Raw genomic sequence first — 26,879 nt, 5'->3', positions numbered from 1 at the left:
GAAACATATTTATTAAAACATTAATTTCTATTGAACCGCCGTGTACCGAACGGTACGCACGGTGGTGTGAGAGGTCGCTAAATAAACTAATTATTTAGCTCCTACTCGATTATAGAATAATAAAATAAGTACAGTATCATAGAAATAGTTAGGGCATAGTGATATTTAAACTATAATTGGTTTTTAGAAGGAGATATAAAAAAAAGCCTTAGTAAATCCATTACGATTTACTAAAACCCTTGCTATAACTGGTGCCGGAGGCGGGAATCGAACCCGCACGGTATTGCTACCACTGGATTTTGAGTCCAGCGCGTCTGCCAGTTCCACCACTTCGGCATGTCTGACAATAAATATTTTACCATATACATATGCATATTGCAATAGGTATATGTATATTTATTAAAATTAAATATAAAATTAATGATAAAGTTCCTTACTTTTAGGGTATATTATTGTTATAATACAATAGAAACTGTTTTAATACGGAATATAGCGTTATATATAAAGTTACAAACATAGTAGAAAGAAGGGATTTAAAATGTCTAAGGAAAGACTACTAATTTTAGATGGTCATAGTCTTATGTATAGGGCTTTTTATGCATTACCAGCCTTAACAAATTCGGATGGTATATACACTAATGCAGTTTATGGTTTTACAACTATGCTTTTAAAGATGAAAGAGGAGTTTGAGCCTGATTATATTGTCACAACATTTGATAGGAAGGCACCTACTTTTCGTCATGAAGAATATAAAGATTATAAGGCAGGTAGAAAAAAAATGCCTGATGAACTGCAAGGACAGTTTGCTATAGTTAGGGACCTTTTAGAGAAAATGGCTATAGATATATTTGAATTAGATGGGTTTGAAGCAGATGATTTAATAGGTACGTTATCAGTGTTTGCAGAGAAGCAAGGACTGGAAGTCTTTATAATAACAGGAGACAGAGATGCACTTCAACTTGCAACGGATAATGTAAAGGTAGTAATAAATAAAAAAGGAATGTCAGAAAAGGAAATATACGATAGAAACCGTATAACCACGGAATTCGGAGTAACTCCAACAGAATTTATAGATGTAAAAGGTCTGATGGGAGATGCTTCTGATAATATACCTGGTGTTCCAGGAATTGGTGAAAAAACTGCATATAAGCTTATTAAAGAATATAAGAGTATAGAAAATCTTCTTATGAATATTGATAAGGTTAGTGGTAAAAAGCTTGTTGAAAATTTAAACACATATAGTGAACAGGCTATTTTCAGTAAAAAATTAGCAACCATTATTACTTGTGTGCCTATGGAAATGGATCTAAATTCAATTAAATCAAAAGAAAATTATGATGTACGTGCTGTAAAAGATTTATTTTATAAATTACAGTTTAAGTCATTAATAGACAGAATATCTGTAGATGATGACTCTGTTCAGGAAATATTTTCTGCAGAATATGAAGTAATAGATAAGTTGCAGGAGCTTTCAGAGCTTACTGCGAAAATTAAGGATACTATCTATATAATTTTTGACATAGCGGACACAAATGTCTTTTCTAAAATGCGCTTAAATAACATATACATTAATTATAAAGAAAAAAACTATCTCCTTAAGCTTGATGATTTATTTAAAGAAGATGAAGAAAAAACTATAAGTTATTTAAAAACTATACTTGAGAGTAATGATATTAAAAAAGTAAGTTATGCTGTAAAAAATGCATATACTGCTCTTAATAAAAGAGGTATCAAATTACATGGAATACAATTTGATATAGAGCTTGCAGCTTATCTGCTAGACTCTGCAAAAAAGGAATACAGCCTAGAAACTCTTATGGATACAAATCTTAGAATTAGCATTACAGGCGAAGGTCATGCAAAGGAAATTAATAAAGTTGCATTACTAAAGGGGCTTTATGAGATATTAGAGCCTAAAATTAAAGAGTATGAAATGGAAGAACTTCTATATAAGGTTGAACAACCATTAACAGAGTCTATATCATATATGGAGGCCGAAGGATTCACAGTAGATAAAGCAAATTTGGATGAACTAGGAGTTAAATTTGCTGCAGATATAGCGAAACTTGAAAGTACTATTTTTGTTTTAGCTGGAGAAGAATTTAATATAAAATCACCAAAACAATTAGGAAAAATATTATTTGAAAAATTAGATTTACCTGTTATAAAAAAGACAAAAACAGGATACTCAACTAATGCAGAGGTTCTAGATGCACTAGTAGATAAGCACCCTATTATTGCAGAAGTTACAAAGTATAGACAAGTAACAAAGATCTTTTCTACATACATAGAGGGGTTAAAAGCTGTAATTGATACAGATTCAAGAATACATTCAAACTTTATGCAAACAGTTACGACAACAGGAAGATTATCTAGTACAGAACCTAATTTGCAAAATATTCCTATAAGGCATGAAATGGGTAGGGCTATTAGGAAAGCATTTATACCACACAATGATCAATGTGTTATATTATCTGCAGATTATTCACAAATAGAGCTTCGAGTACTCGCACATATTGCTGGGGATGATAATTTAATTCAAGCGTTCATTGATCACAGTGATATTCACACTAAAACAGCATCTGAGGTATTCAACGTACCAATGAACGAGGTTACAAAACTTATGAGAAGTAATGCAAAAGCTGTAAATTTTGGTATAGTATATGGTATTGGTGAGTTTAGCCTTGCAAATGATTTAAATATATCAAGAAAAGAAGCTAAAACATATATAGAAACTTATTTTGAAAGATACCCCAGTGTAAAGAAATACATGAAAGATATAGTTACCCAGGCTGAGGAAAATAATAGTGTAACTACAATTATGAATAGGCGTAGATTTATACCTGAAATAAATTCAGCGAACAAAATTGTAAAGGCTGCAGGTATAAGGCTAGCGATGAATACACCTATACAAGGAAGTGCAGCAGATATTATAAAACTTGCTATGGTTAACGTATTTGATAAATTAAAGGAAGCGGGATTAAAAAGTACTTTAATTCTACAAGTACATGATGAATTAATATTAAACGTATATAGAGATGAGCAAAAGCAAGTTGAATCTTTAGTTAAGGATCAGATGGAAAATGTTATTAAGCTTTTAGTTCCGCTTGAAGTAGAAATTAGCATTGGAGAAACATGGTATGAGGCTAAGTAGTTGAGATTATTGGGTATGAGTTAAGCCCATAATGTTATACATTCAATTTTTAGTTATAAAAAAGTAGGGGAGAAGATAATGCTAAAAGTTGGAATAACAGGTGGTATTGGTAGTGGAAAGAGTACAGTAACCAATATGTTAAAAGATGATGGGTTTTCTATTATCGATGCAGATATTGTAGCTAGAGAGGTTTTCATAATATATCCTGAGATAATGGAAAAAATCAAAGGTGAATTTGGATATGAATTTTTTGACAGTGAAGGTAAACTTAATAGAAAAGAGTTTGGAAATTATATATTTAAGAGTGATTTGCGTAGAAAAAAACTTGAAAATATAATGATACCTTTTATAACAAAAGAAATACGTCATAGAATAAAGATGTGTGAAGAAGATAACTGCAAATTATGTTTTTTAGATGCACCTACTTTAATAGAGAACAATCTCCATACTAGTATGGATATAACTATTTTAGTATGGGTATGTAGTGATATTCAAATACAAAGAGTTATGCTTCGTGATGATTTAAATTTAGATGAAACAATGGATAGAATAAAAGCCCAAATGCCTATAGATGAAAAGAGAAAATTTGCGGATTTTATTATTGATAATGGAACAAGTGTTGGAGACACAAAGTTGCAGCTAGATTTAATTATCTCACAGCTCGAAAGGTTAGATGTGAAGTTATGAAAATTTCAAAAATTATAAAATTATTAATATTAATTCTATTGGTTATTATAGTAATTAATATAAAAAGCATTTTAAAAACTTTTTACCCAATAAAGTATGAAAATCAAATAATTACATATTCGAAGAGGTATAATGTAGATCCTTATTTGGTTGCGGCTGTAATAAGAACAGAGAGCAATTTTGATGTAAAAGCTGTTTCTAGTACAGGGGCCTATGGACTTATGCAGATAATGCCTGATACTGCACTATGGATTGCTGGAAATATGAAATTAAAAGACTTTAATACTGAAAAATCTTTTGACTCTGAAATTAATATTGCTATGGGATGTTGGTATCTGGACGATTTAAACACTGAATTTAATGGTGATTTAGAATTAGTACTTGCAGCTTATAATGGTGGACGTGGAAATGTTAAAAAGTGGCTTCAAAATAAAGAATATTCTAGTGATGGTAAAACAATTAATAATATACCATTTGGAGAAACAGATAAATATGTAAAAAAGGTAAAGATAAATTACCGCATTTATACAAAGTTGTATGGTAATGAAATTGAACAAAATAAATAAAAACTATTGACAATTTGTACAAAACTAATATATAATTAATCTTATAGTTATTAGATTAACAAGTCTATATGACTATAAGATTTTATCCTTTACAGTAAAATATATTTGCGATAGTGGCGGAATGGCAGACGCGCACGTTTAAGGGACGTGTGGGAGACCATACGGGTTCAAGTCCCGTCTGTCGCACCATATGAGGTTAGTAATATCAACACTTACAATAGTGTTGATATTTTTTTTATTGAAAAAATAACTCCAAAACTTATAGATAAAAATTTTATAAGAAATGAATTATAATAAGAAATAAGGAAAAACTAAAAGTAGAAAGAGGTGTTGTTTATGAAAAATAAAAATAATAATGATAATGAAAATCAACAGAAATCAAACAAAAGTAAAGAAGAAAATCCTGTGATTATCAATGGAGATACTAATATGAGAAAGCCTGTACGTGGATTAAGTAAATAGTGGCATAAAGAGGATGTATTACATCCTCTTTATTTTTTTTATAAAACTAGTATCAAAACTTTACATTTGGCATAAATTGTTAATGTATTAATAATATTGGAATGGGAGGGTAATTATGAAAATAGAGGACAGCAGTAGTGAAGATATAGACATGAATGAAGAATATGACATGGTTCCACTACAATCTATGATGTATGGATATGACCAAATGAATATGATGTCAAATATGGGAGTGCCCATGGGATATATGCAGGATATGAATTCTAATATGGGGATGAACCAATACAGGCAGATAAATCCATGCATGGGTATGGATCAATTTAAGTATTCAAGGTCCATGAATGAACTTAATCAACTCAATAGAATGTATAGAAATGAAGCTATGGAAGATTATGAGGAGGCAAATACAAATCTAGGTCAGACTGATAAGTATCAGGATGCAGATCAATCTGATAGACCTAGTATGACGTCTACACCTAGTCTACAATGTAATGATGTAGATTCTATTGTAAAAAGAATTGAAAGATATAACCCTGCAATATTTAGACACTTGACTAGGTATGGAAATCCTTATATAGATGCAAGAGAACTAGTTACAAGAATTGTTAAAGTGTCGCTTATGTACAAAGATGAATAAAAATAATATTTATTCAACATAAAAACAAAATTCATTTTAACTATAACCCTATAGATTTATAGGGTTATTTTATTTATATTATATATATTTGTTTTTTCATTCTAAAATAAAGTTTTAAATAATAACATTATAAATAAGGACTTATTAAGTTAGGGGATGTTAAAGTGAGATATACAAGGTACAATTACAAACCACCTAAGAAAAATAATAGTTTCATGATTGTTATTACATTAACATTAATAGCTGCAATTGCTTTGGGTACTGTTTTTTCAAAGCTTATACCTAATAATAGTAAAATAGCGAGCACAGACAATAAAATCACTAAAATAAGTTTAGAAAAGGATACAAAAACAAATCCTGTTAGTACAGATGTTTCTAAAGATATATCTCAAAATAATATTAAAGATTATGTAGCATTACAATGTGGTGTTTTTACCAAAATGGAAAGTGCAGTGGTTCTCAAAAATAGTTTAGCGGAGTATGGTACACCATTTATTATTGTGGAAAATAAGTTGAATAAAGTTTTGCTCGGTGTATATCCTAAAGGTGTGGCTGATAGTATTATTAAAGAGCTTACGGCAAAAAAAATAACTTACGCGAAAATCAATTTTCAATTGGATGGTAAAGATTTAACAAGTGCACAAACTAACGAAATGATTAGTGCAGATATTAAAATATTAAATAAACTTTCGGAAAAAAATACTAAAGCATATACAACTGCGGAATTGAAAAAATGGGTGGGTGCTTTAGCTGGTGCAGATAAGACAAATAAAAATTATGCTTCAATGACTACGATAAAATCATATTTAACGACTTTGCCACCAGTATTAGAAAAAGACAAAGCAGAAGCTGGATATATATATATATATAAATTTATAAAGAAACAGATATAATTGTTAATTTATATGTTTATTTTACATACGAGTTTGCGAAAATTAATCAAAAATGATTAAGAATAGTCAAAAATAGTAAAATACAAATAGAGTACTAAATCTATTTGTATTTTTTATGTTCAGTTAATGGTGTAAATGTATCAATTAAATGAAAATAATTATAAATTTTTTTTGAATTATAATTTTATGCACTTGTGTATGAATTTATTAAATGTTAAAATGTATAAGATATATAAGTAAGGTGGGGGGTACAATTTGAAAAGTGCAGAAAGGAAAAATCCATATTTTGTTTTTTTTATAATTATAGGAGCTATTTCTGGAAGTTGCATAGGTGAACTATTAGGAGACAATGTGGTCGCACTTAAATTTTTGAAGAGTACATACACCATAGGTACGAGTAATCCTATGCTTATAGATTTTAGAGTATTTGCAGTAACTTTCGGTATAAATTTTAATATTAATATTATGACTATTATAGGAGTTATTTTGGCAATAATATTATATAGAAAATATTAGGAGTGATGTAGTGGATATTATTTTAGCTTCTGCCTCGCCGCGAAGGGCGGAACTCCTAAAAAAGATAACTAGTAATTTTGAGATAATGGCAAGTGACTTTGAAGAGAGTGACATATTATTTTCTGGAAATTGTGGGGAATACGTTATGACCTTAGCAAAAGGCAAGGCTATGGCTATTTGTAGTAGCGTGAAAAAACCAACTGCTATAATAGGTTGTGATACTGTTGTTTATTTTAAGGGTGAAGTGCTCGGAAAACCTAAAGATAATTACGAGGCTTTCAAAATGCTTAGTAATTTAAGTAACAATACTCATGAGGTATATACAGGAATTGCGGTAATAAACACAATGACTAAAGAAATCAATACTGAGTATGTTTGCACAAAAGTAAAATTTTCAAAGTTATCAATTAAAGAAATAAATAATTACATAAAAACAAAAGAACCGTTAGGTATGGCTGGAGCTTATGCGATACAAGGAGGAGCATCTTTATTTGTTAAAGAATTAAAGGGCTGTTACTATAGTGTGGTGGGGTTGCCAGTGAACAAATTATATTATATGCTAAGGGAGATGGGGGTCAATCTATAAAGGAGTTGTTTATGGGTATGACGTTCAAAATTATGGATTTGCCTCAAAATGAAAGACCAAGAGAAAAATTGTTAAGATACGGTGCTGAAACTTTATCCAACAATGAACTATTAGCTATAATACTTAGAACCGGATCGAAAAATGAAAATATTATAAGTCTTTGCAGTAGAATAATTTCGCAGTGTGGCGGATTAAATGGACTTTTTAGTTCAAGTGCAGAGGAATTTATGAATTTAAAAGGTGTTGGAAATGCCAAAGCAACACAACTTTTAGCACTTATAGAAATTTCCAAAAGATTTAGAAGTTTTAAATCAGGAGAAGAGTATAAAATTACATCACCAAAAGATATTGCAGAGTATCTTATGGAGGAGATGAGATACTTAAAAAAAGAGTATCTTAAATTAGTTATGCTTAATACAAAGAATGTAATTATTAGCATAAAAGATATCTCAATTGGTAATTTGAATACTTCAATAGTGCATCCAAGAGAAGTTTTTTACGAAGCTATAAAAAAGTGTAGTGCTTCCGTGGTTATTTGTCACAATCATCCTTCAGGAGACCCAACTCCTAGTAAGGAAGACATAAACATTACCATAAGACTTAAAGAATGTGGTAAATTACTAGGAATAGAGCTGCTTGATCATATAATTATTGGTAATGGGGTTTATACAAGTTTAAAAGAAAAAGGAATGCTTTAGATAAGAAAGGAGAAATTATAATGGGAATATTCGGAACGTCTCGTGATATGGGAATAGATTTAGGAACAGCAAATACATTAGTTTATTTGAAGGGGAAGGGAATTGTACTAAGAGAGCCTTCGGTTGTAGCTATAAATATAAATACTAATAAGGTTCTAGCCGTTGGTGAAGAAGCTAAACAAATGATAGGTAGAACTCCAGGTAATATAGTTGCAATTCGTCCTATGAAGGATGGAGTAATTGCAGATTTTGATATTACTGAAAAAATGCTTAGGCACTTTATAAACAAAGTTAGTCCAAAAGGATTTACAAGTCCAAGAATTGTAGTTGGATATCCGTCTGGTGTAACTGAAGTTGAAAAAAGAGCAATAGAGGGAGCAACTAAAAGTGCAGGAGCAAGGGACGCATATTTAATGGAAGAACCTTTTGCAGCAGCTATTGGAGCAGGACTTCCTGTAAATGAGCCAACTGGGAGTATGATAGTGGACATTGGAGGCGGAACTACAGAGGTTGCTATAATATCCCTAGGTGGAATTGTAACGTGTAAATCTTTAAGAGTTGCAGGTGATGAGTTCGATCAAGCTATAATAGCTTTTGTTAAGAAACAATATAGTCTTATGATAGGTGAGAGAACTTCGGAAAATATTAAAATGGAACTTGGATCAGTATACGAACAAGAAGATGACGATATGAGCATGGAGATAACAGGAAGAGATTTAATAACAGGACTTCCAAAAGTTATAGTAGTAACACAAAAAGAAGTAAGAGAAGCATTAAGCGAACCAGTACAATCAATAATTGAAGCAATAATAACAACCCTAGAGAAAACCCCACCAGAGCTTGCATCAGATATAATGGAAAAAGGAATTATGTTAACTGGCGGAGGAGCGCTTCTAAAAGGAATAGATGCACTTATCAACCGGGAAACACATATGCCTGTACACATAGCTGAAAACCCACTTGATTGTGTTGCTATTGGAGCAGGAAAAGCTCTCGATAATATAGATGTCATGAGTAAAAGAAGGTAAATATGAGATTTTTAAAAAACAAACTGGCAGTAGTTATTATATTACTGTCAGTTACCTTTTTATCACTAATTGGTTATAGTGTAAACCGAGATAAAATGTCTTTTGTAGAAAATGGTGTTGGGGTAACAATAAATTCAGTACAAGGTATAATTTTTAATGGCTTTTTTAAAATGAAAAATTCTTTTAAGTTTATAACGAATATATCAGATGTTAAGAAAGAAAACGAAGAACTTAAAAAGACGAACAGTGAGTTACAATCTAAACAATTAGAATATACTGCTTCAATAAAAGAAAATGTGAGATTAAGGAAAATGCTTAATTTTTCATCTCAAAAAGAGCAATACAATTACGTAGGTGCTGATATAAATGGATTATGTGGAAATAGTTTTTCAGATGGATTTACAATAAACAAGGGTGAAAATAAGGGTATAAAAAAAGGAATGGTTGCTATGACTGGAGATGGGCTTGTAGGTCAAGTTACATCAGTCGGTGATAATTGGTCGATAGTGCAATGTTTATCTAATGAAAATATTGCAGTGGCAGGTCTTGTTGATAGAACAAGAGATAATAATGGTATTGTTAAAGGATATACAGATGAGAAGAATAAATCACTTGCACAAATACAACGTCTTTCTTTAGATTCAAAAATAAAAAAAGGTGATGTAATAGTAACATCTGGACTTGGAGGCATATATCCAGCTGGAATAAGAATTGGAAGTGTTTTAAGTGTACACGAGGATAAAGGCGAAGTAATGAAGAGTGCCATAATAAAACCATATGTTGATTTTTCAAAAATTGAAGAAGTTTTTATTGTGGTACCTACAGATACAAAAGCTGGAGAAATAAAATATTAGGGGTTGGATTATGAAGAGGATATTAACAATAGTGCTTTTATGTATTCTATTTCTAATATTAGATAATACTTTAATGCCTTTACTTAAGATAAATGGTGCGTGTCCAAGCCTACTATTTATATTTGCACTGTGTTACTCTATTGTTAGTTCTCCAAGAGATGCACTGATAATTGGGGTTTTCACTGGTGCACTTCAGGATGTGTATTTCTTAAATGTGTTTGGAATCAATATGATAAGCAATATGCTTATGTGTTTTGTAGCTGCAAATATAGGTAAAAGCATATTTATTGAAAAATCATTTTTCCCAATAATATCATCTTTTGTGTTGAGTTTAGTAAAGGGGTTAATAGTATTTTCTATATTGTTTTTTATAAAACAATATATATATATGGGAGTAATAGTATATATAGCAATATACAATTTAGTAGTTTGTATTTTTATGTATAAGTTTACATATAAACTATCCCAAAAGGAATATATGAAACGTGAGTGGAAATTTTAATAAGACTATTTTAGTTGAATTAAAAGGTTGATATAATACTTAATAAATAAACTCTGACAAATTTGTTTGTTGGAGTTTATTTGGTTTAAGAAGCATGAATATAGATAAAAAAATATTAATATTAAAATTAAGCAGGAATTTACTTGCATTATGTTGAAATAATAAGATAAGTTATTTTATGTAACAGTTCAACTATGGAGTAAAATAATTTATAATTCATTTAGGGACTTTTCATTTATTTTAGTGTCCCGCACACCCCAGATGAGAGCTAGGAGGTTAAAATTATGGTTACAGATAAAATAGTTATTAAAGGAAATAGAGAAGGATTAAATGTAGTTATAAATATGGACCATTTTAGTGATTTTGATGATATGCTAGAGGCTTTAATTGATAAACTTGCGCAGGGAAGAAAATTTTACAAAGGTAGCACTTTGAAAATAACTACTGAACTTAAGTACATAAATGAAAGGGAAAGTAGGAAATTAAAGGAAGTATTATTTGATGAATTTCTAATTAGTGATTGTATTTTTCAAAATCAAGAAGAACCTATTGGAAACGTGTTTACTGGAATATATGAGGGAAGAACTAAATTTTTGAGAAAAACAATAAGAAGTGGACAAAGCATAAATTATCCTGGTAATATAATTATAATTGGTGATGTAAATCCAGGAGCTGAAATATACGCAGCAGGAAATATAATTGTATTTGGTACTTTAAGAGGAGTTGTTCATGCGGGTTCTAATGGAAATGAGAAGGCTATAATTGCTGCATTTAGGTTAGAACCTCAAATACTTCAGATTGGTAGCGTTGTAACAAGGTCTCCTGAAGATGAAATTAAACCTAAATATCCTGAGGTAGCAAAAATTAAAAATGGAAATGTTATTGTAGAACCGTATTTACCTAATAAATATATATAATGGAGGGAATTCACATGGGAGAATCTATAGTTATAACTTCGGGTAAGGGTGGCGTAGGTAAAACAACGACCACAGCAAATATTGGAACAGCTATCGCATCAATGGATAAGAAGGTTGTAGTAATCGATGGAGATACAGGACTTAGAAACCTTGATGTGTTAATGGGACTTGAAAATAGAGTGGTGTTTACACTGGTGGACGTTATCGAAAAAAGGTGTAGACTAAAACAAGCTTTAATAAAAGATAAAAGATTTAGTAACTTATTTTTATTACCAACGGCTCAAACAAGAGATAAAAATGATATTAATATAAAAGATATGCTCATGGTTGTAAATGAGTTAAAAGAAGATTTTGATTATGTTATTATAGATTGTCCTGCTGGCATTGAGCAAGGATTCGAAAATGCTATAGTTGGAGCAGATAGAGCTATTATAGTTGTAAATCCAGAACTTACTTCTGTTAGAGATGCAGATAGGGTAATAGGAAAATTGGATTCTAAAGGAATTGATAGGCATGAGGTTATAATAAATAGAATGAATTATGAAATGACAAAAAATGGGGATATGTTGTCTGTAGATGATATTATAGAGTGCCTTGCAATTAAATTAATTGGAGTTGTACCAGACGACAGAAAGGTTACAATTTCCACCAATAAGGGTGAGCCGATTGTTTTAGATGACAAGTCGATTGCTGGACTAGCTTTTAAAAACATAGCAAGAAGAATAATGGGAGAGGAAGTAACCTATGCTTCATTAAATGGATCAGCAAGTGAGGCTGGATTTTTTGCTACTATAAAAAGAATGTTCAGAGCAATATAAAGGGGGGGACATAGATGAATTTATTTAAAATATTTTCTAACAAGATTTTCTCAAAGGATATTGCAAGTGATAGATTAAAACTAATTTTAATACATGATAGAGCAGACATTTCACCTGATTTTTTAGAAATGATCAAAAGTGATATATTAAAGGTAATTTCAAAATACGCTGAAATAGAAACTGGGGATATTGAGGTTAGATTAACAACAACGGATGAATATGAAGGAAATTCACCAGCACTAATTGCAAATATTCCAATTAAAAAAATAAAACGATAAGAGATTTTAGCTATGTATAATTATCAACTTATACATAGTTATTTTATTTTTATATGATATAATCATATTTGGGTGCGAGCTGCGAAGCAGCACGAAGATGGAGGTATGTTAAATCATGAAATTTTTACAAAGCCTAAGACTTAATAAGAAACTATTAAGAGAATTAGATTATGTTACAATTATAATTGCAATTTGTATTGTAACTTTTGGATGTGTCAATATTTATAGTGCTACACACAATAGTAGTACTGGAAATTACTACTTTGAAAAGCAAATTGCATCGATGCTATTAAGTCTTATTATAGTATATTTTCTTTTAGTGTTTGATTATATGGTAATAGAAAATTATGCGGTGATAATATATTGGGCTGGTATTGTATTACTAATAATTGGTGATGTCTTTGGGAAAGTTACTAATGGTGCGAATTCTTGGATAAATATTGGGCCGATAAATATACAACCTTCAGAATTTGCTAAAATTGGTATGATAATAATGCTTGCAAAGCAACTAGATGAAATGGAAGGTAAAATTAATAATCTCGAAAACTTTGTTCATTTGTTGTTTTATGCTGCAGTTCCAATGATTTTAATTGTTATTCAACCAGATATGGGAATGACTATGGTTAGTTTTTTCATAGTACTTGGGATATTTTTTTGTATAGGTCTCGATAGAAAAATAATAATTGGAGGAATAACTTCGATCCTTATTTTGGTTATAGGCGCATGGAACTCACCAATTTTTCAAACTTATTGGAAAGGGAGACTTACATCTTTTTTACATCCGGAGGAAAATGCAAGTGGTTCTGGACTTCAACTTATACAATCAAAACTTGCTATAGGTTCAGGAGGAATTTTTGGACGCGGTTTTGGAAATGGAGTGCAATTTAATTCTGTTCCAGAAAATCATACTGATTTTATATTTGCTGTTTTAGCAGAAGAGTGGGGATTTATTGGCGCGTTATTATTACTATTATTATATGGTATTCTCGTATATAGATTAATACAAATTGCGAAAGGTTCTAAAGATATTTTTGGAACTGTATTATGTATAGGGTTTATATCTAATTTATTGTTTTCAATAATGCAAAATATTGGAATGACAGTGGGACTTATGCCTATTACAGGAATAACACTTCCATTTATGAGTTATGGTGGAAGCTCACTTTTAACAAGCTTTATAGCATTAGGACTTGTTTTAAATGTAGGGATGAGAAGAAAGAAAATAAATTTCTGATAATATTTCAGCGCTTTATGCGATGATTTAATATACTTCATAAAAATTATATTAGGGGGAAACATATGAGAATAGCATTAGTAGCACATGATAAAAAAAAGGAAGATATGATTGATTTTGCTGAGCGTTATAAGGATATTTTATCTAAACATGAATTATATGGAACTGGTACAACAGGAAAATTAATAAATGAAAAAGTTGGTCTTTCAGTCACTAGATTTTTATCAGGACCACTTGGAGGCGATCAGCAAATAGGTGCTAAGCTTGCACAGGGGGAAATGGATATGATAATTTTCCTTCGCGATCCACTAACACCTCAACCTCATGAGCCAGATATTTCTGCACTTCTTAGGTTATGTGATGTACATTGCGTTCCTCTTGCTACCAATTTAGGTACAGCTGAAGTTTTGATGAGAAGTTTAAAAGATCGTGAATATTAATAATATATGATAAAGAGCAATGTATTTATACAGTGAGCAATGTATTTATACAGTGAGCGCTGCATTTATACAGTGCTTTTATTATTGTGGATGATTAATATATTTTTTATTATAATTTGTAATATAAATTATGAAAATTAAATATATATAGATAGTAAAAGACTGTATAAGGAGGGGCAAATGGGAAATTATAATACGCAATACCAAAGCTATTATAATAATTTAGCTAGAAGGCAAAGAGGTACAAATAAATTTCATAGTGAAAACAATAAACAAAAAAGTTTATCAAATTTATATATAAAGAGATTAACAAGGGAGTTAATTGGAGTACTTACATTATTTATTATTGTTTTGCTTCTCAAAGTAGTTATTACACCAAAAACACAATTTGTATATAATTATTCTAAGGAAGCGATAAATAAACAATACAATTATAGTGTTTTATTTGGGAAAGCTAAAGATATTAGATTCAAAGAGGTAGAAACAATTACTATAAAGTTTTTAGACAAAGTAAAAAGTATAATACCTGAGAAAAATGGAATAAACAATATTAATTTTTAGCAAATGGAGTGGTTTACAACATCTTAGTAATTGCTTTGGGGGATTAATTGATAAAAATAAGTAAATTATTTATACCGTATATTATTTTGCTAATAGTATTGGGATTTAAAGGTGAACTAGTAATATCTTTTGTTTTTGTATTCCTCCATGAGTTAATGCATTATTTAACCGCAAGAATTTTAGGCTTTTCTGGTTTTGATATAGAAATACTTCCTGTAGGCGCAGTGCTTAAGCTTAAAAATTTAGATGAAGCAAATGCCAAAGAGGATTTAATGATTTCTTTATCAGGACCATTACTAAACTTATTACTTGCATTCATTTTTTATATTTTATTTATAATATTCAAAAATCCATATTTTGATTTGATTTGCAATAGTAATTTAGCAATAGGTATATTTAATCTTATACCAGCTTTCCCATTAGATGGTGGGCGAGTTCTTCGCGATATACTTAGTTTTAATAATATCTATAGAAAAGCTAATGAGGCAACTATTAGGGTTAGCATGATTCTTGGAAGTGTTTTTATGTTTATATATTTTGTAAGTGTATCTGCCAATAAGGGTAATTTTAATTTAGGCTTAATTTCAATATTTATTTTAATATCTTCAATTAAAGAGAAGGAAAGGATAGTATATTTGATTATGGGTTATATTATTAAGAAAAAATATAGATTTATAAAACGAGGGTATGTAGAGAATAGAAGTATATCTATTTTTTGTGAGAAAAGTTTATTATATGTTTTGGGAATAATTGATAAAAATAAATATAATTTGTTCACTATACTTGACGGAAATATGTGTGTAATCGAGACATTGTATGAGGAAGAAATAATTGAGGCAATAAAAACATATGGTGATATAAGCTTACAAGAGTATATTGACATTAAAAAAATAAAACATAATTTATGATATATCTTACATCCAAATGACCAACCTATTATTAGGTTGGTCATTTTATTTTAAATGCTATAGTATAGTGGTTTGTTCAAAATGATAAAAAATTTTTAGTTTTGAGATTTAAGACTCATGTGTTAAAATAAAATAATGTAATGAACGTAAATTATTATCTACCGTAAATGAAAAAACGAGGAGTGGTTTCTATGAATAAAATTTCCGATGATATCTTATTTAAGGTTGAAAAACCTGCTAGATATATAGGTGGAGAATTAAATTGTTGTTATAAAGATATAGATAAAATTGATATAAGATTTGCTTTTTGTTTCCCAGATGTATATGAAGTAGGTATGTCACATTTGGGAAGTAGAATACTCTATCACGTATTAAATGAAAGAGTCGACACTTACTGTGAAAGGGCTTTTGCACCTTGGCCAGATATGGAAAAACAAATGAGAGATAATAATATATCTTTGTATGCATTAGAGAGTAAGGATTCTTTAAATGAGTTTGATTTTTTAGGATTTACGCTTCAATATGAGATGAGTTACACAAATATTCTTAACATGCTTGATATGTCAGGTATTACTATAAGAGCCTCACAGAGAGGCGACGATGAGCCTATAATTATGGCTGGTGGTCCATGTGCTTACAACCCTGAACCATTATACGATATAGTAGATTTCTTTGAGCTTGGTGAGGGCGAAGAGATAATGAATGATGTATTGGATGTTTATAAAAATTACAAAGGCAAGAAGAAAGAATTTTTAAGAGAGATATCTAAAATAAGGGGAGTATATGTGCCTTCATTATATGAGGTATCGTATAAGGAAGATAACACAATTCGTGAATTTAAACCTAAATACGATGATGTTCCTAAAATGGTTAGAAAAAGATTTGTGCCAAATCTTGATGAAGTTGCTTTTCCTGAAAAAATGGTAGTGCCTTATGTTGAAATAGTTCATGATAGAGTAATACTTGAGACATTTAGAGGATGCACCAATGGATGTAGATTTTGCCAAGCGGGGATGATATATAGACCTGTTAGAGAAAAAAGCACAGCTAACCTTATAGATACAGCAGATAAATTATTAAAAAGTACAGGGTATAGAGAAATATCTTTAAGCTCTTTAAGTATTTGTGATTATTCGGATATACGAAATCTTATAACAACACTTATAGAAAAATATAAAGAAGAACATATTAGTGTGTCCTTACCATCTATTAGAATAAATTCTTTCTCAGTAGACTTGATTAAGGAAATACAAAAGGTTAAAAAAACTGGTATAACTTTTGCACCAGAAGCTGGAACGCAAAGAATGCGAGATATTATAAATAAGGGTGTTACAGAAGAGCAAGTATTAGAAGCAGCAAGTAGCGTATTTGCTTCAGGTTGGTCAACTATAAAACTTTACTTTATGGTGGGGCTTCCATATGAAACATTAGAGGATGTTCGCGGCATTGCAGAGCTTGCGGATAAAGTCGCAGGGGAATACTTTAAAATTCCGAAAGAAACACGAAAAAGAGGATTAAGAGTTACTGCAAGTTCAGCTATATTTGTACCAAAACCATTTACTCCTTTCCAATGGGCGCCACAAAGCACAATGGAGGATGTAGCTGAGAAAATAAAAACGGTTAAATATGCTATAAAAAGTAAGGCAGTTATTTATAATTATCATGAATCAATAGTTTCATATTTAGAAGCAGTTATGGCTAGAGGTGACAGAAGAATTTGTGATGTTATAATAAAGGCATTTGAAAAGGGTGCAAAATTTGATGGTTGGGGTGAATATTTTAATTTTGATATATGGAAGGAAGCAATGCAGGAATGTGGAGTCTCTGGAGATTTCTATGCTTATCGCGAAAGAAGTTACGATGAGGTACTTCCTTGGGATTTCATAGATATTGGTGTAAATAAGGAATATTTAATACTCGAAAATGAAAAAGCTAAAAAAGTAGAATTAACTCAAAATTGCAAAGATGGCTGCACGCAGTGTGGTGTTAATGTTAACTTTAAAGAAGGGACGTGTTTTAAAGGTGCGTTATTTAATCAAGTACAGTAAGGAAAGTGAGATTAAATTTGTTGCTCACTTAGATTTAATGAGAACTATCCAAAAGATAATTAAGAGAGCAGAGCTTCCAATTGGGTATTCAAAAGGATTTAATCCTCACATGGCGGTATCAATTGCACAACCATTGTCAGTTGGAGTACATTCGAATGGTGAATATATGGATGTAGTACTTACCGAAGATATTAACGAAGAATATATTATGAATAAAATGAATGAGAACACACCACGTGGAGTTAAAATTTTAGATGTTGTAAAAGTAATTCCAGTTGAGGGAACAAAGCAAAAGCAAGCTATGGCAATTATTGATGCAGCTAGATACACTATTAAATTTAAATGCACTGATATAGAAAGTATTAAAGAAAAAATGGATGGTTTATGTGCTTTAGACGAATGGAATATTATTAAAACCAGCAAAAAAAGTGGAGAAAAGTTGGTTAATATAAAACCATTTATTCATGAGTTCGATTACAGCGTAGATAATTTTGTTATGTGTATTAAAGTACTTATTTCTTGTGGTAGTCGTGATAATTTATCTGCTAGTCTACTTTGTGAATATTTGGAGGAAAACTTACAGTTTATTAATAAAGATACGTTTGTTGATATAACCCGCATGGAAATGTATGCATATAAAGATGAAAAATTAGTCACTCTTAGCGAGTTTTTCTAAAATAGTAAAATAGGAGTGGGTCAAAATGAAAGAAATATATATTGAACGACAAGAAGAAATACTTAGAATAGCAATAAAGGAAAACAACAAATTAAAGGAATGTTTTATAGAGGAAGAGAATAGTGGACCAGTTCCAGGAGAAATCTATAAAGGTGTTGTAAAAAACATTGTTCCAGCAATTAAGTGTGCTTTTATAGATATTGGTCATAATAAAGATTGTTATATGTATCTTGATGAAAAATTTCATAATACCAAGGTAAAAAAAGGCGACGAACTTATAGTTGAAGTTTTAAAAGAGGCTATAGATAAAAAAGGAGCAAAAGTTACTAGTGCTTTTGGTATTCCGGGTACTTATTGCGTGGTTGTCAATATGAACAAAAACATTAGTTTTTCGAAAAAAATAAATAATCAAGCATTTGTAGCTTTGGTTGAGAGATCATTAATTAAACCAAAGGATATAGGAGTAATGATTAGGACTAACGCTGCCCAGGTCGATATTGACACTTTAAATAATGAGGTTGAAGCACTATATGAGATATATAAGAATGTTATTAATCGAGGCGAGTATTCAAGAAACCCTATTTTATTATTTAGTGATGCAGGGGCGCTAAACAGAACACTGCGTGATATTTTAGATAAAAATACTTTTAAAATAGTATTGAATAATGAAAGCGATTTTGAGTATACTAAAAAGCACACGCAAAATCGAACTGATATTGAGGTAAAGGTTGAACTTCATAATGAGAGCAGGATGTTATTTGATTATTATGGAATTGAAAAAGAGTTATTAAGTCTACGCAATCACAGAATTACATTAAAATGTGGTGGAAATATTGTCATTGATAAAACAGAGGCAATGTATGTAATTGATATAAATTCTGGTAAGAATATAAAAAGTCGATCACTTCAAAAGACCGCACAAACTACTAATATCGAGGCAGCAAAAGAAATAGCAAGGCAGATAAGACTTCGAAATTTAAGTGGAATAATTATAATAGATTTTATTGATGTTGATGACCCGGATGTTAGAAAAAACATATTAAGTGTTTTAAGAGAGGGATTCGAGGACGATAAAAATAAGACTGTGATTTATCCGTTTACGCAGCTTAACCTAGTTCAGATTGCAAGGAGAAGGCGAGGTAAGTCTATATATGAATTTATTGAGGAACCTTGCGCGGTTTGTGGTGGAAAAAGTAGTAGGGTTAAATTAGCTTATATGCAATTTTTAATAAGAAGTGAAATCTTTAAGATCAACAGTGAACAGGACCTATTAGACATATATATTGAAATTGGTGAAGTTTATAAAAAGGATATTATGGATAATGTTTTAGAATTTGCAAAGCAAATAGGGGCGATAGATAATAAAATTTATGTCAATTTTATTCCTCATTTAGAGCAATTTAAAGTAGAATCGCTAATTTTTGCAAATCAAATAAGAAATTTGCAAACATATAAGATATATGGATAAATATACTTTACAAAAATGTTCTAGTATGTTAAAATGTCCTTTGTAGACCGCACACGTAAGGTTATAAACATGCTTATTATTTATATTACATAAGGTGTGTACCTGGGATGGCGAGACTGGATCAAGGAGGTGTATTTTATGTACGCAGTTGTAGTAACTGGTGGAAAACAATACAGAGTTCAAGAAGGAGACGTTTTATTCGTTGAAAAATTGAATGCTGAAGTTGAAACAACAATTGAATTAAATGAAGTTCTTGCAGTAGGCAAGGAAAATGGGTTGGTAGTTGGAAAACCTGTAGTTGAAGGAGCTAAAGTTGTTGCTAAAGTATTAGCACAAGGAAAAGCTAAAAAGATTATAGTTTTCAAGTTTAAGAGAAAGTTAGATTATAGAAAGAAACAAGGACATAGACAATCATATACTAAAATTCAAATCGAGAAGATAGAAGCTTAGTTATGGTTAAAGTTGAATTTGTTCGAAGTCTTGGCAAATTAGTTTCTTTTAAAATAAAAGGTCATGCAGTGCCTAAAGAAAAACAGTTGGATGTGGATTTAATTTGTAGTGCTATTTCAGCAATTTCTCAAACTACAATTATTGGGATTGAGGAAGTTTTGAAAATTAAAGCAAAGTATGATATAGATGATGGATTTTTAAATTTAAATTTAGAAAATCAAACTCTAGAAGATATCGAAAGATGTCAAGTTTTACTTGAAACAATGGTACTTGGACTTAAAAGTGTAGAAATTACTTATGGTAAATATATAAAAGTAGAAATAGAGGAGGTGTAAGACTATGTTAGTTATGAACCTTCAGTTATTTGCTCATAAAAAAGGAGTAGGTAGCTCAAGAAATGGTAGAGACAGTGAATCAAAGAGACTTGGAGCTAAACGTGCAGACGGACAATTCGTTCTTGCAGGTAATATTTTAGTAAGACAAAGAGGAACAAAAATTCATCCAGGAAACAATGTTGGAATAGGTGGAGATGATACTCTTTTCGCTAAAATTAGTGGAATAGTAAAATTCGAAAGAATGGGAAAAATGAAGAAAAAAGCAAGCGTTTATCCTGTTGATGAAGAAATGTCTATTGCTGAATAATTTAAGGCACCCTTAAAGGGTGCTTTTTTAAAATTCTCTTTTGGAGAATATAAATTAATGAAGTATAAATACAATTTTACATAGAAAACAGAGATAAATGGCAATATATAAATATGAAAATATATAATCTAGGAATTTATATATGCTATTTTGATAATAATAAAACTTATATAATGAAACTTAAATTAAAATTTAAAAAGATTAAAAAAATAGAAAATGTGCTAAGGTAAGGTGAAATATATGTTTATTGATACAGCAAGGATTTTTGTAAAATCAGGAAACGGTGGTAATGGGTCTGTTTCGTTTAGAACAGAGAAATATATACCACTAGGTGGACCAGATGGTGGAGACGGTGGAGATGGTGGAGATGTAACATTTGTAGTTGATGCAAATATGACTACTTTATTAGATTTCTCATATGCAAGAAAATTTGTAGCTAAAAATGGAATGGGCGGTTCTGGATCTAAATGTTACGGAAAAGCTGGAGCAGATCTGTTTGTTAAAGTTCCAATGGGTACTATTGTACGTGATTTGGAAACAAATAAAGTAATGTATGATTTGGCTCATGATGGTGAAACTTTTAGGGTTTGTAAATCTGGAAAAGGTGGAAAAGGTAACGTTAAATTTTGTACACCTACAAGGCAAGCACCTAATTTCGCTGAACCAGGAATGCCAGGGGAAGAACGATGGATTAAACTTGAACTTAAGATTTTAGCTGATGTTGGGTTATTAGGATTTCCAAATGTAGGAAAATCTACATTGCTATCAGTTGTGTCAAAAGCAAGACCCAAAATTGCTAACTATCACTTTACAACTTTAAAACCAAACTTAGGAGTTGTAAGCGTTAAGGGTGCACAGCATTTTGTTATGGCAGATATTCCAGGCATAATTGAAGGTGCAGCTGAAGGAGTAGGTCTTGGAATAGGATTCTTAAGACATATTGAGAGGACTAGAATGCTTATTCATGTGGTTGATATTTCAGGAATAGAAGGTAGAGATCCTATAGAAGACTTTATAAAAATAAATGAAGAACTTCGTAAATATAGTGTTAAATTATGGGATAGACCTCAAATAATAGCTGCAAATAAAAGCGATTTAGTTTTTGATGATGAAGTGTTTGAAAACTTTAAGAAAAGATTAAATGAATTAGGCTATGACGATAGTAAGATATTTAAAATATCTGCAGCTACAAATCAAGGTGTAGAAGCTTTGATGAAAGAAGCGGCTAGAATGTTATCTACTATTCCAGTTACAGAACTTGTAATAAATGAAGAAGATAAATTTGTAGTAGAAGAAAAGAGATTTACGTATACTGTAGAGAAAGATTTTCAAGGTACTTTTGTTGTTGAAGGAAGTTTTGTTGATAGATTGCTTAGTGCAGTTAATGTAAATGAGCCGGATTCTCTTAGATATTTCCATAAAGTTTTAAAGAACAAGGGAGTTTTTAATACATTAACTGAAAAAGGAATTAAAGACGGCGATTTAGTAAGATTACAAAATTTTGAATTTGAATATTTAGAATAAAAGATAACAATTGTTTTTAACGACATTAAAGAAGGCACGTAGGAGGATATTATGATTACAAGTAAGCAGAGAAGTTATTTAAGAACTTTTGGTAATAAATTGCAACCTTTATTTCAGCTTGGTAAAGCGGGAGTAGAACAAAATTTTTTAAAGCAAGTAGAAGAAGCATTAGAAGCTAGAGAGATCATTAAAATTAAGGTTCTAAATAATAGTGGGTTAACTGCTAGAGATGCTTCAGATATAATTTGCGAATCCATAGGTGCTGAGGCAGTTCAAAGCATTGGTAGCAAATGTGTACTGTACAAAAGATCTATAAAAAAACCTATAATAGAATTACCATAAAAGCATGTAATGTTACATGCTTTTTCTTCTATGCAAAGTTGAATTTTTTTTATTATCTTATTTGAATTGTCCTATTATAATATAAAGAAGGTGTTACAGTGAAAAAGGCCATTTTTGGGGGTACTTTTGATCCAATTCACATAGGTCACATTCATATTGCCTATGAAGCATTATATAGTTTGCAACTGGATAAAATTTTATTTATGCCAGCAGGAAACCCACCCAATAAGTTAAACAAACGAATTACAGATGCTAAAATCAGGTATGATTTAGTGAATAAGGCTATAGAAGGCGAGAGCAACTTTGAAATAAGTGATTATGAAATAAATAAAAAAGAAAATAGTTATACATATGAAACTATTGAACTTTTTAGTAAGTTTCAATCCAACATTGAATGGTATTTTTTGATTGGTGCGGATAGTTTAATAGACCTAGATAATTGGAAGAATGTAGATAGAATTTTAAATGCTTGCAGGTTGGTGGTTTATAATAGGGCAGGATTTGACTTAGAAAAAATACTTACACAAAAGAAGTATCTAGAGAGTAAATATAATAAAAAAATAATTTTTCTTGATATGCCAATTATAGATATATCATCAACAAGTATTAGAAAAAGTATAAAAGAAGGCAGAAATATTAATTATCTTCTACCTAAAGGTGTAGAAAAAATTGTTGATAAGCTTAAACTATATGAATAATATTTAGATTTACAAAAAAAGTAAAATATATTAATAAAATAGATACATGATTTTTCTTTCTGTGTTAAAGTAATATTAGGGGGTGGGGCTTAAATGTGGAATGAAAAGGAAATGCTTAATTATATAAAGAAAAATTTAAAAGAAAGTCGATTTAAGCACAGTGTAAGCGTTAGTGAAACTGCAATAGAACTCGCAACTATATATGGACAAAATATAGAAAAAGCAAGGATTGCAGGATTAGTTCATGACTGTGCTAAAAATTTAGCGGATGATCAACTTATGAAGATGGCTATAGACCATAGAATAGAGCTTGATGAAGTTAGCAAACAAAGCCCACAAATTATTCATGGATTAGTAGGAAGTATAATAGCGAGAGACATAATGGAAATTCAGGATGAGGATATTTTAAATTCTATTAGGTACCATACTACTGGAAGAAAAAATATGAGTATTTTAGAAAAAATAATATTTATATCAGATTATATTGAACCATTAAGGACATTTAAAGGCAAAGAAGAGGTAAGAAGTTTAAGTAGAGTGAATTTGGATGTTGCTGTAATGATGTGTCTGGAGAATACTATAAAATATGTTATAAGCAAAAAACAATTACTGCATATAGATACAGTTTATGCGAGAAATTATTTATTAAGTGAAAATAGTAGGAGAAAAGATGAGTAATAATAAAAAACGAAAAAAAACATTTAATTATAAAAAATATGCAGTTAGAATTGTTCTTTTTTTGGTTGTAATTCTTGTGTTTGTTTCTGGATGGCTTTATTTATATTTAGCTGGTTTTAATAATAGCGCAGTAAAGTTATCATCAAGTCTAAGTAGTGATGATGTAAAGATTCAGTCAGATAGTAAATCTAGTAATATATTGGTAATGGGTGTAGATATAGGTACAACTGGTTCTACAAATGCTAATGATCCTAAGAGAACAGATACAATGATATTAGTACATTATAATGCGGTTGATAAGAAAGTTAGTTTGATATCTATTCCTAGAGATACTCTAGCAGTTGTAAATGATAGAAATCAGAAGATTAATGCTGCACATGCTATTGGTGGTGTTGATTATGCAGTAGCTGCTGTAGAAAAATTAGTAGGTGTTAAAATTGACTACTATGCAAAAATTAATTATAAAGGCTTTGATGAATTGATTGACGCTATTGGTGGTGTTGATATAAATGTAACAAGAAAAATGGATTATGATGACCCAACTCAAGATTTGAGTATTCATTTTGAAAAAGGTCTAGTTCATATGGATGGCAAAAAAGCCGAGGAATTTTTCAGATGGAGAAAAAATTCTGATGGTTCAGGTTTGGCAAATGGTGATTTAGGAAGAATAGAAAATCAGCATATATTTATCGCAAAGGTTATGGAAAAAGTAAAAAGTCCATTTATAATATTTAAAATTCCAAGTGTTTTAACAGCTGTTAAGAATGCTATAGAAACTAATATGGATGCTAACGAGATACTTAAGTTTGGATTTATATTTGCTACCATTGATAATGATAAACTTTCTATGGAAACACTTAATGGAGTAGAAAAATATGTAAATGGTGTATCATATGTAGTTTATGACGAAGATCTTAATAAAGAGGTTATTTCAGAGTTAAGTGATAATAAAGCCCCGATTGTTAACAAGTCAAAGCTTAAGATAAAGGTGATTAATGGTACCCAAAAAACAGGATTAGCCAAGGATTTTTCTACTTATCTTACTGAAAAGGGTTATAATGAAGCAAAGACGGAAACTGGTGAAGCTACTTCTAAAAGTAAGATTACAGTTTATAATGGCAGCAAAGATATGAAGGCTGATCTACAAACGGATTTTAAAATAGATAATATTGAATTCTTATCATCAAGTAATAAAAGTTTTGATATAGTGGTTACTTTAGGTGATGACCATGAACTAATGCATTAATATAAAATTATTAGGAGGAGAAAAAAATGGAAAAACTTATAATAAACACAAAAAAAGCACCCGCAGCTCTTGGCCCATATTCTCAGGCAGTTAAGGTTGGAAATGTATTATATACTTCGGGACAATTAGCAATAAATCCAGCTAATGGAGAATTTATAAATGATGATATAAAAAAAGCTACAGCACAATCTTTAGATAATGTAAAAGCAATATTAGAAGAAGCAGGTTCTAGTTTAGACAAGGTAGTAAAAACTTTAGTTTTTTTAAAAGATATAAATGATTTTGATTCTATGAATGAAATATATTCAAAATATTTTACTACAAATCTGCCAGCTAGATCTTGCATTCAAGCAGGAAAACTTCCTAAAGATGCATTAGTAGAAATAGAAGTAATTGCAATTGCTTGATAATAAGTTAACTTATGTAGTTGGTGTAGATGTTAAAGATGCAAAACTGAGAGATTATTTAAAGCATAGGGAGAAACTATCAGGTAGGTTTGTTAAAAGTTCAGGCCTTAATGGTAAAATAAGGGTCAATAATAATGTTGTGAAGCTTAATCATAGAATAAGTTCAAATGATGTAATTGATATTGATATGAAGACAGATGAGCATCAGAATATTGAACCGGAGAAAATGGATATAGATGTAGCATATGAGGATATAGATCTTATTATTGTAAATAAGAGGCCAGGCATAGTTGTTCATCCAACTCGTGGATATCCTTGTGGAACTCTTGCTAATGGAGTTTTGTATTATTTTAAAGAAAAAAATGAAAAATGCATTGTAAGATTGGTGAGTAGGTTAGATATGGATACTTCTGGTCTTATAATAATTGCAAAAAACCAATATTCGCATATGGCGCTTGCGAGAGATATGCAGAGCAAGGATGTGAGTAGTAAAGAGTCAGATAATAAAGACTTAAATAATAAGACTTTTGAGAAGAGTTATATAGCTGTTGTACATGGTAATATGGAAAACAACTCAGGAACTATTGATTTGCCCATTGGGAATCCAAATCAGGATAGTGCAAGGAGAGAAGTTTGTGATGAGGGACAAAGAAGTATAACCCACTACGAAGTTATTGAATCTTTTAAGAATGGTGATTTATTAAAAGTTACTTTGGAAACTGGTAGAACACATCAAATTCGTGTTCATTTAAGCCATATTGGTCATCCGCTTTATGGGGATAGTCTTTATGGGGTAGCTGAAAGTGAGTATATTGATAGGCAAGCATTACATGCTTATAAGCTAATTATCCCACATCCAAGAACTGGTGAGAGGCTTACAATTGAGTCAAATATACCAGAAGATATAAATAACTTAATAAGTAAACTAAAATCTGAAACATAAATTTAAAAATAAGATATA

General features: G+C 30.4%; 32 protein-coding genes and 2 tRNA genes. 33 read left to right on the top strand and 1 reads right to left on the bottom strand.

The window, feature by feature from the left end:
- Positions 1–249: 249 nt before the first annotated feature.
- Positions 250–336 (bottom strand) — tRNA-Leu (locus tag KPL37_RS10345).
- Positions 337–538: 202 nt separating this feature from the next.
- On the opposite strand from KPL37_RS10345, the gene polA reads away from it, so the two are divergent.
- From polA to KPL37_RS10185, 33 genes are all read left to right on the top strand, one after another.
- Positions 539–3,154 carry a DNA polymerase I gene (gene polA / locus KPL37_RS10340; protein ID WP_216149037.1) on the top strand — a complete coding sequence of 872 codons (2,616 nt, stop codon included), beginning with the start codon at positions 539–541 and terminating at the stop codon, positions 3,152–3,154.
- A 78-nt stretch (positions 3,155–3,232) separates the two neighbouring features.
- Positions 3,233–3,841 (top strand): dephospho-CoA kinase, encoded by a 609-nt coding sequence (gene coaE, locus KPL37_RS10335; RefSeq protein WP_216149035.1) that lies wholly within the window; start codon positions 3,233–3,235, stop codon positions 3,839–3,841.
- On the top strand, positions 3,838–4,407 hold the full coding sequence (locus KPL37_RS10330; RefSeq protein ID WP_216149033.1) for a lytic transglycosylase domain-containing protein: 570 nt from the start codon (positions 3,838–3,840) through the stop codon (positions 4,405–4,407). Before coaE ends, KPL37_RS10330 begins: the two co-directional genes overlap by 4 nt.
- Positions 4,408–4,514: 107 nt before the next feature.
- A tRNA-Leu gene (locus KPL37_RS10325) sits at positions 4,515–4,596 on the top strand.
- A gap of 147 nt (positions 4,597–4,743) precedes the next feature.
- Positions 4,744–4,869 (top strand): hypothetical protein, encoded by a 126-nt coding sequence (locus KPL37_RS20080; protein WP_281418661.1) that lies wholly within the window; start codon positions 4,744–4,746, stop codon positions 4,867–4,869.
- Positions 4,870–4,984: 115 nt separating this feature from the next.
- A complete protein-coding gene (locus tag KPL37_RS10320; RefSeq protein ID WP_216149031.1) occupies positions 4,985–5,506 on the top strand; it encodes a hypothetical protein in 522 nt (173 codons plus the stop codon).
- A 164-nt stretch (positions 5,507–5,670) separates the two neighbouring features.
- A complete protein-coding gene (locus tag KPL37_RS10315; protein ID WP_216149029.1) occupies positions 5,671–6,399 on the top strand; it encodes a hypothetical protein in 729 nt (242 codons plus the stop codon).
- Between the two features lie 255 nt (positions 6,400–6,654).
- Positions 6,655–6,915 (top strand): DUF4321 domain-containing protein, encoded by a 261-nt coding sequence (locus KPL37_RS10310; RefSeq protein WP_216149028.1) that lies wholly within the window; start codon positions 6,655–6,657, stop codon positions 6,913–6,915.
- 10 nt (positions 6,916–6,925) lie between these two features.
- Positions 6,926–7,501 carry a Maf-like protein gene (locus KPL37_RS10305; RefSeq protein ID WP_216149026.1) on the top strand — a complete coding sequence of 192 codons (576 nt, stop codon included), beginning with the start codon at positions 6,926–6,928 and terminating at the stop codon, positions 7,499–7,501.
- Positions 7,502–7,512: 11 nt separating this feature from the next.
- Entirely contained in the window at positions 7,513–8,199 is a 687-nt protein-coding gene (gene radC / locus KPL37_RS10300; RefSeq protein ID WP_216149024.1) for a RadC family protein, read from the top strand.
- Positions 8,200–8,219: 20 nt separating this feature from the next.
- Positions 8,220–9,227: a rod shape-determining protein gene (locus KPL37_RS10295; protein WP_216149022.1), complete on the top strand. Its 1,008-nt coding sequence runs from the start codon at positions 8,220–8,222 to the stop codon at positions 9,225–9,227.
- A 2-nt stretch (positions 9,228–9,229) separates the two neighbouring features.
- A complete protein-coding gene (mreC, locus tag KPL37_RS10290; protein WP_216149020.1) occupies positions 9,230–10,081 on the top strand; it encodes a rod shape-determining protein MreC in 852 nt (283 codons plus the stop codon).
- Positions 10,082–10,091: 10 nt separating this feature from the next.
- Complete coding sequence (mreD, locus tag KPL37_RS10285; RefSeq protein WP_216149018.1) at positions 10,092–10,583, top strand: rod shape-determining protein MreD; 492 nt, start codon at positions 10,092–10,094, stop codon at positions 10,581–10,583.
- Between the two features lie 284 nt (positions 10,584–10,867).
- Positions 10,868–11,500: a septum site-determining protein MinC gene (gene minC, locus KPL37_RS10280; RefSeq protein WP_216149016.1), complete on the top strand. Its 633-nt coding sequence runs from the start codon at positions 10,868–10,870 to the stop codon at positions 11,498–11,500.
- 14 nt (positions 11,501–11,514) lie between these two features.
- The gene (minD, locus tag KPL37_RS10275) at positions 11,515–12,318 is read left to right on the top strand and encodes a septum site-determining protein MinD (protein ID WP_216149014.1); all 804 of its coding nucleotides are present in this window, start codon (positions 11,515–11,517) and stop codon (positions 12,316–12,318) included.
- Positions 12,319–12,332: 14 nt separating this feature from the next.
- Entirely contained in the window at positions 12,333–12,596 is a 264-nt protein-coding gene (minE, locus tag KPL37_RS10270; protein ID WP_216149012.1) for a cell division topological specificity factor MinE, read from the top strand.
- Positions 12,597–12,711: 115 nt separating this feature from the next.
- On the top strand, positions 12,712–13,830 hold the full coding sequence (gene rodA, locus KPL37_RS10265) for a rod shape-determining protein RodA (protein ID WP_216149010.1): 1,119 nt from the start codon (positions 12,712–12,714) through the stop codon (positions 13,828–13,830).
- Between the two features lie 65 nt (positions 13,831–13,895).
- Entirely contained in the window at positions 13,896–14,270 is a 375-nt protein-coding gene (gene mgsA, locus KPL37_RS10260; protein WP_216149008.1) for a methylglyoxal synthase, read from the top strand.
- Positions 14,271–14,450: 180 nt separating this feature from the next.
- Entirely contained in the window at positions 14,451–14,831 is a 381-nt protein-coding gene (locus tag KPL37_RS10255; RefSeq protein WP_216149006.1) for a hypothetical protein, read from the top strand.
- 47 nt (positions 14,832–14,878) lie between these two features.
- Positions 14,879–15,739, top strand: a complete 861-nt coding sequence (locus KPL37_RS10250) for a M50 family metallopeptidase (protein WP_216149004.1) — start codon at positions 14,879–14,881, stop codon at positions 15,737–15,739.
- 191 nt (positions 15,740–15,930) lie between these two features.
- On the top strand, positions 15,931–17,787 hold the full coding sequence (locus tag KPL37_RS10245) for a TIGR03960 family B12-binding radical SAM protein (RefSeq protein WP_216149002.1): 1,857 nt from the start codon (positions 15,931–15,933) through the stop codon (positions 17,785–17,787).
- Positions 17,762–18,463, top strand: a complete 702-nt coding sequence (locus KPL37_RS10240) for a TIGR03936 family radical SAM-associated protein (RefSeq protein ID WP_343216249.1) — start codon at positions 17,762–17,764, stop codon at positions 18,461–18,463. Before KPL37_RS10245 ends, KPL37_RS10240 begins: the two co-directional genes overlap by 26 nt.
- A gap of 25 nt (positions 18,464–18,488) precedes the next feature.
- Positions 18,489–19,931 (top strand): Rne/Rng family ribonuclease, encoded by a 1,443-nt coding sequence (locus KPL37_RS10235; protein ID WP_216148996.1) that lies wholly within the window; start codon positions 18,489–18,491, stop codon positions 19,929–19,931.
- A gap of 138 nt (positions 19,932–20,069) precedes the next feature.
- Positions 20,070–20,381 carry a 50S ribosomal protein L21 gene (rplU, locus tag KPL37_RS10230; protein ID WP_216148993.1) on the top strand — a complete coding sequence of 104 codons (312 nt, stop codon included), beginning with the start codon at positions 20,070–20,072 and terminating at the stop codon, positions 20,379–20,381.
- A gap of 2 nt (positions 20,382–20,383) precedes the next feature.
- A complete protein-coding gene (locus KPL37_RS10225; RefSeq protein WP_216148990.1) occupies positions 20,384–20,716 on the top strand; it encodes a ribosomal-processing cysteine protease Prp in 333 nt (110 codons plus the stop codon).
- Between the two features lie 4 nt (positions 20,717–20,720).
- Positions 20,721–21,023 (top strand): 50S ribosomal protein L27, encoded by a 303-nt coding sequence (gene rpmA, locus KPL37_RS10220; protein ID WP_216148987.1) that lies wholly within the window; start codon positions 20,721–20,723, stop codon positions 21,021–21,023.
- A 240-nt stretch (positions 21,024–21,263) separates the two neighbouring features.
- Positions 21,264–22,547 carry a GTPase ObgE gene (obgE, locus tag KPL37_RS10215; protein WP_216148984.1) on the top strand — a complete coding sequence of 428 codons (1,284 nt, stop codon included), beginning with the start codon at positions 21,264–21,266 and terminating at the stop codon, positions 22,545–22,547.
- A 51-nt stretch (positions 22,548–22,598) separates the two neighbouring features.
- Positions 22,599–22,889 carry a YhbY family RNA-binding protein gene (locus KPL37_RS10210; protein WP_216148982.1) on the top strand — a complete coding sequence of 97 codons (291 nt, stop codon included), beginning with the start codon at positions 22,599–22,601 and terminating at the stop codon, positions 22,887–22,889.
- A 98-nt stretch (positions 22,890–22,987) separates the two neighbouring features.
- Complete coding sequence (gene nadD / locus KPL37_RS10205; protein ID WP_216148979.1) at positions 22,988–23,587, top strand: nicotinate-nucleotide adenylyltransferase; 600 nt, start codon at positions 22,988–22,990, stop codon at positions 23,585–23,587.
- Positions 23,588–23,680: 93 nt separating this feature from the next.
- Complete coding sequence (gene yqeK / locus KPL37_RS10200) at positions 23,681–24,265, top strand: bis(5'-nucleosyl)-tetraphosphatase (symmetrical) YqeK (protein WP_216148976.1); 585 nt, start codon at positions 23,681–23,683, stop codon at positions 24,263–24,265.
- A complete protein-coding gene (locus KPL37_RS10195) occupies positions 24,258–25,511 on the top strand; it encodes an LCP family protein (protein WP_216148973.1) in 1,254 nt (417 codons plus the stop codon). Before yqeK ends, KPL37_RS10195 begins: the two co-directional genes overlap by 8 nt.
- A 26-nt stretch (positions 25,512–25,537) precedes the next feature.
- Positions 25,538–25,918, top strand: a complete 381-nt coding sequence (locus KPL37_RS10190; RefSeq protein WP_216148971.1) for a RidA family protein — start codon at positions 25,538–25,540, stop codon at positions 25,916–25,918.
- Positions 25,911–26,861 (top strand): RluA family pseudouridine synthase, encoded by a 951-nt coding sequence (locus KPL37_RS10185; RefSeq protein WP_216148968.1) that lies wholly within the window; start codon positions 25,911–25,913, stop codon positions 26,859–26,861. Before KPL37_RS10190 ends, KPL37_RS10185 begins: the two co-directional genes overlap by 8 nt.
- The last annotated feature ends 18 nt before the right edge of the window (positions 26,862–26,879 follow it).

The organism is Clostridium frigoris, assembly GCF_018861865.1.
In the GTDB taxonomy this organism is placed as follows: Bacteria; Bacillota; Clostridia; order Clostridiales; family Clostridiaceae; genus Clostridium_AD; species Clostridium_AD frigoris.
Note: the sequence above shows the minus strand (reverse complement) of the source record. Positions and strands in the feature narration are given on the sequence as shown.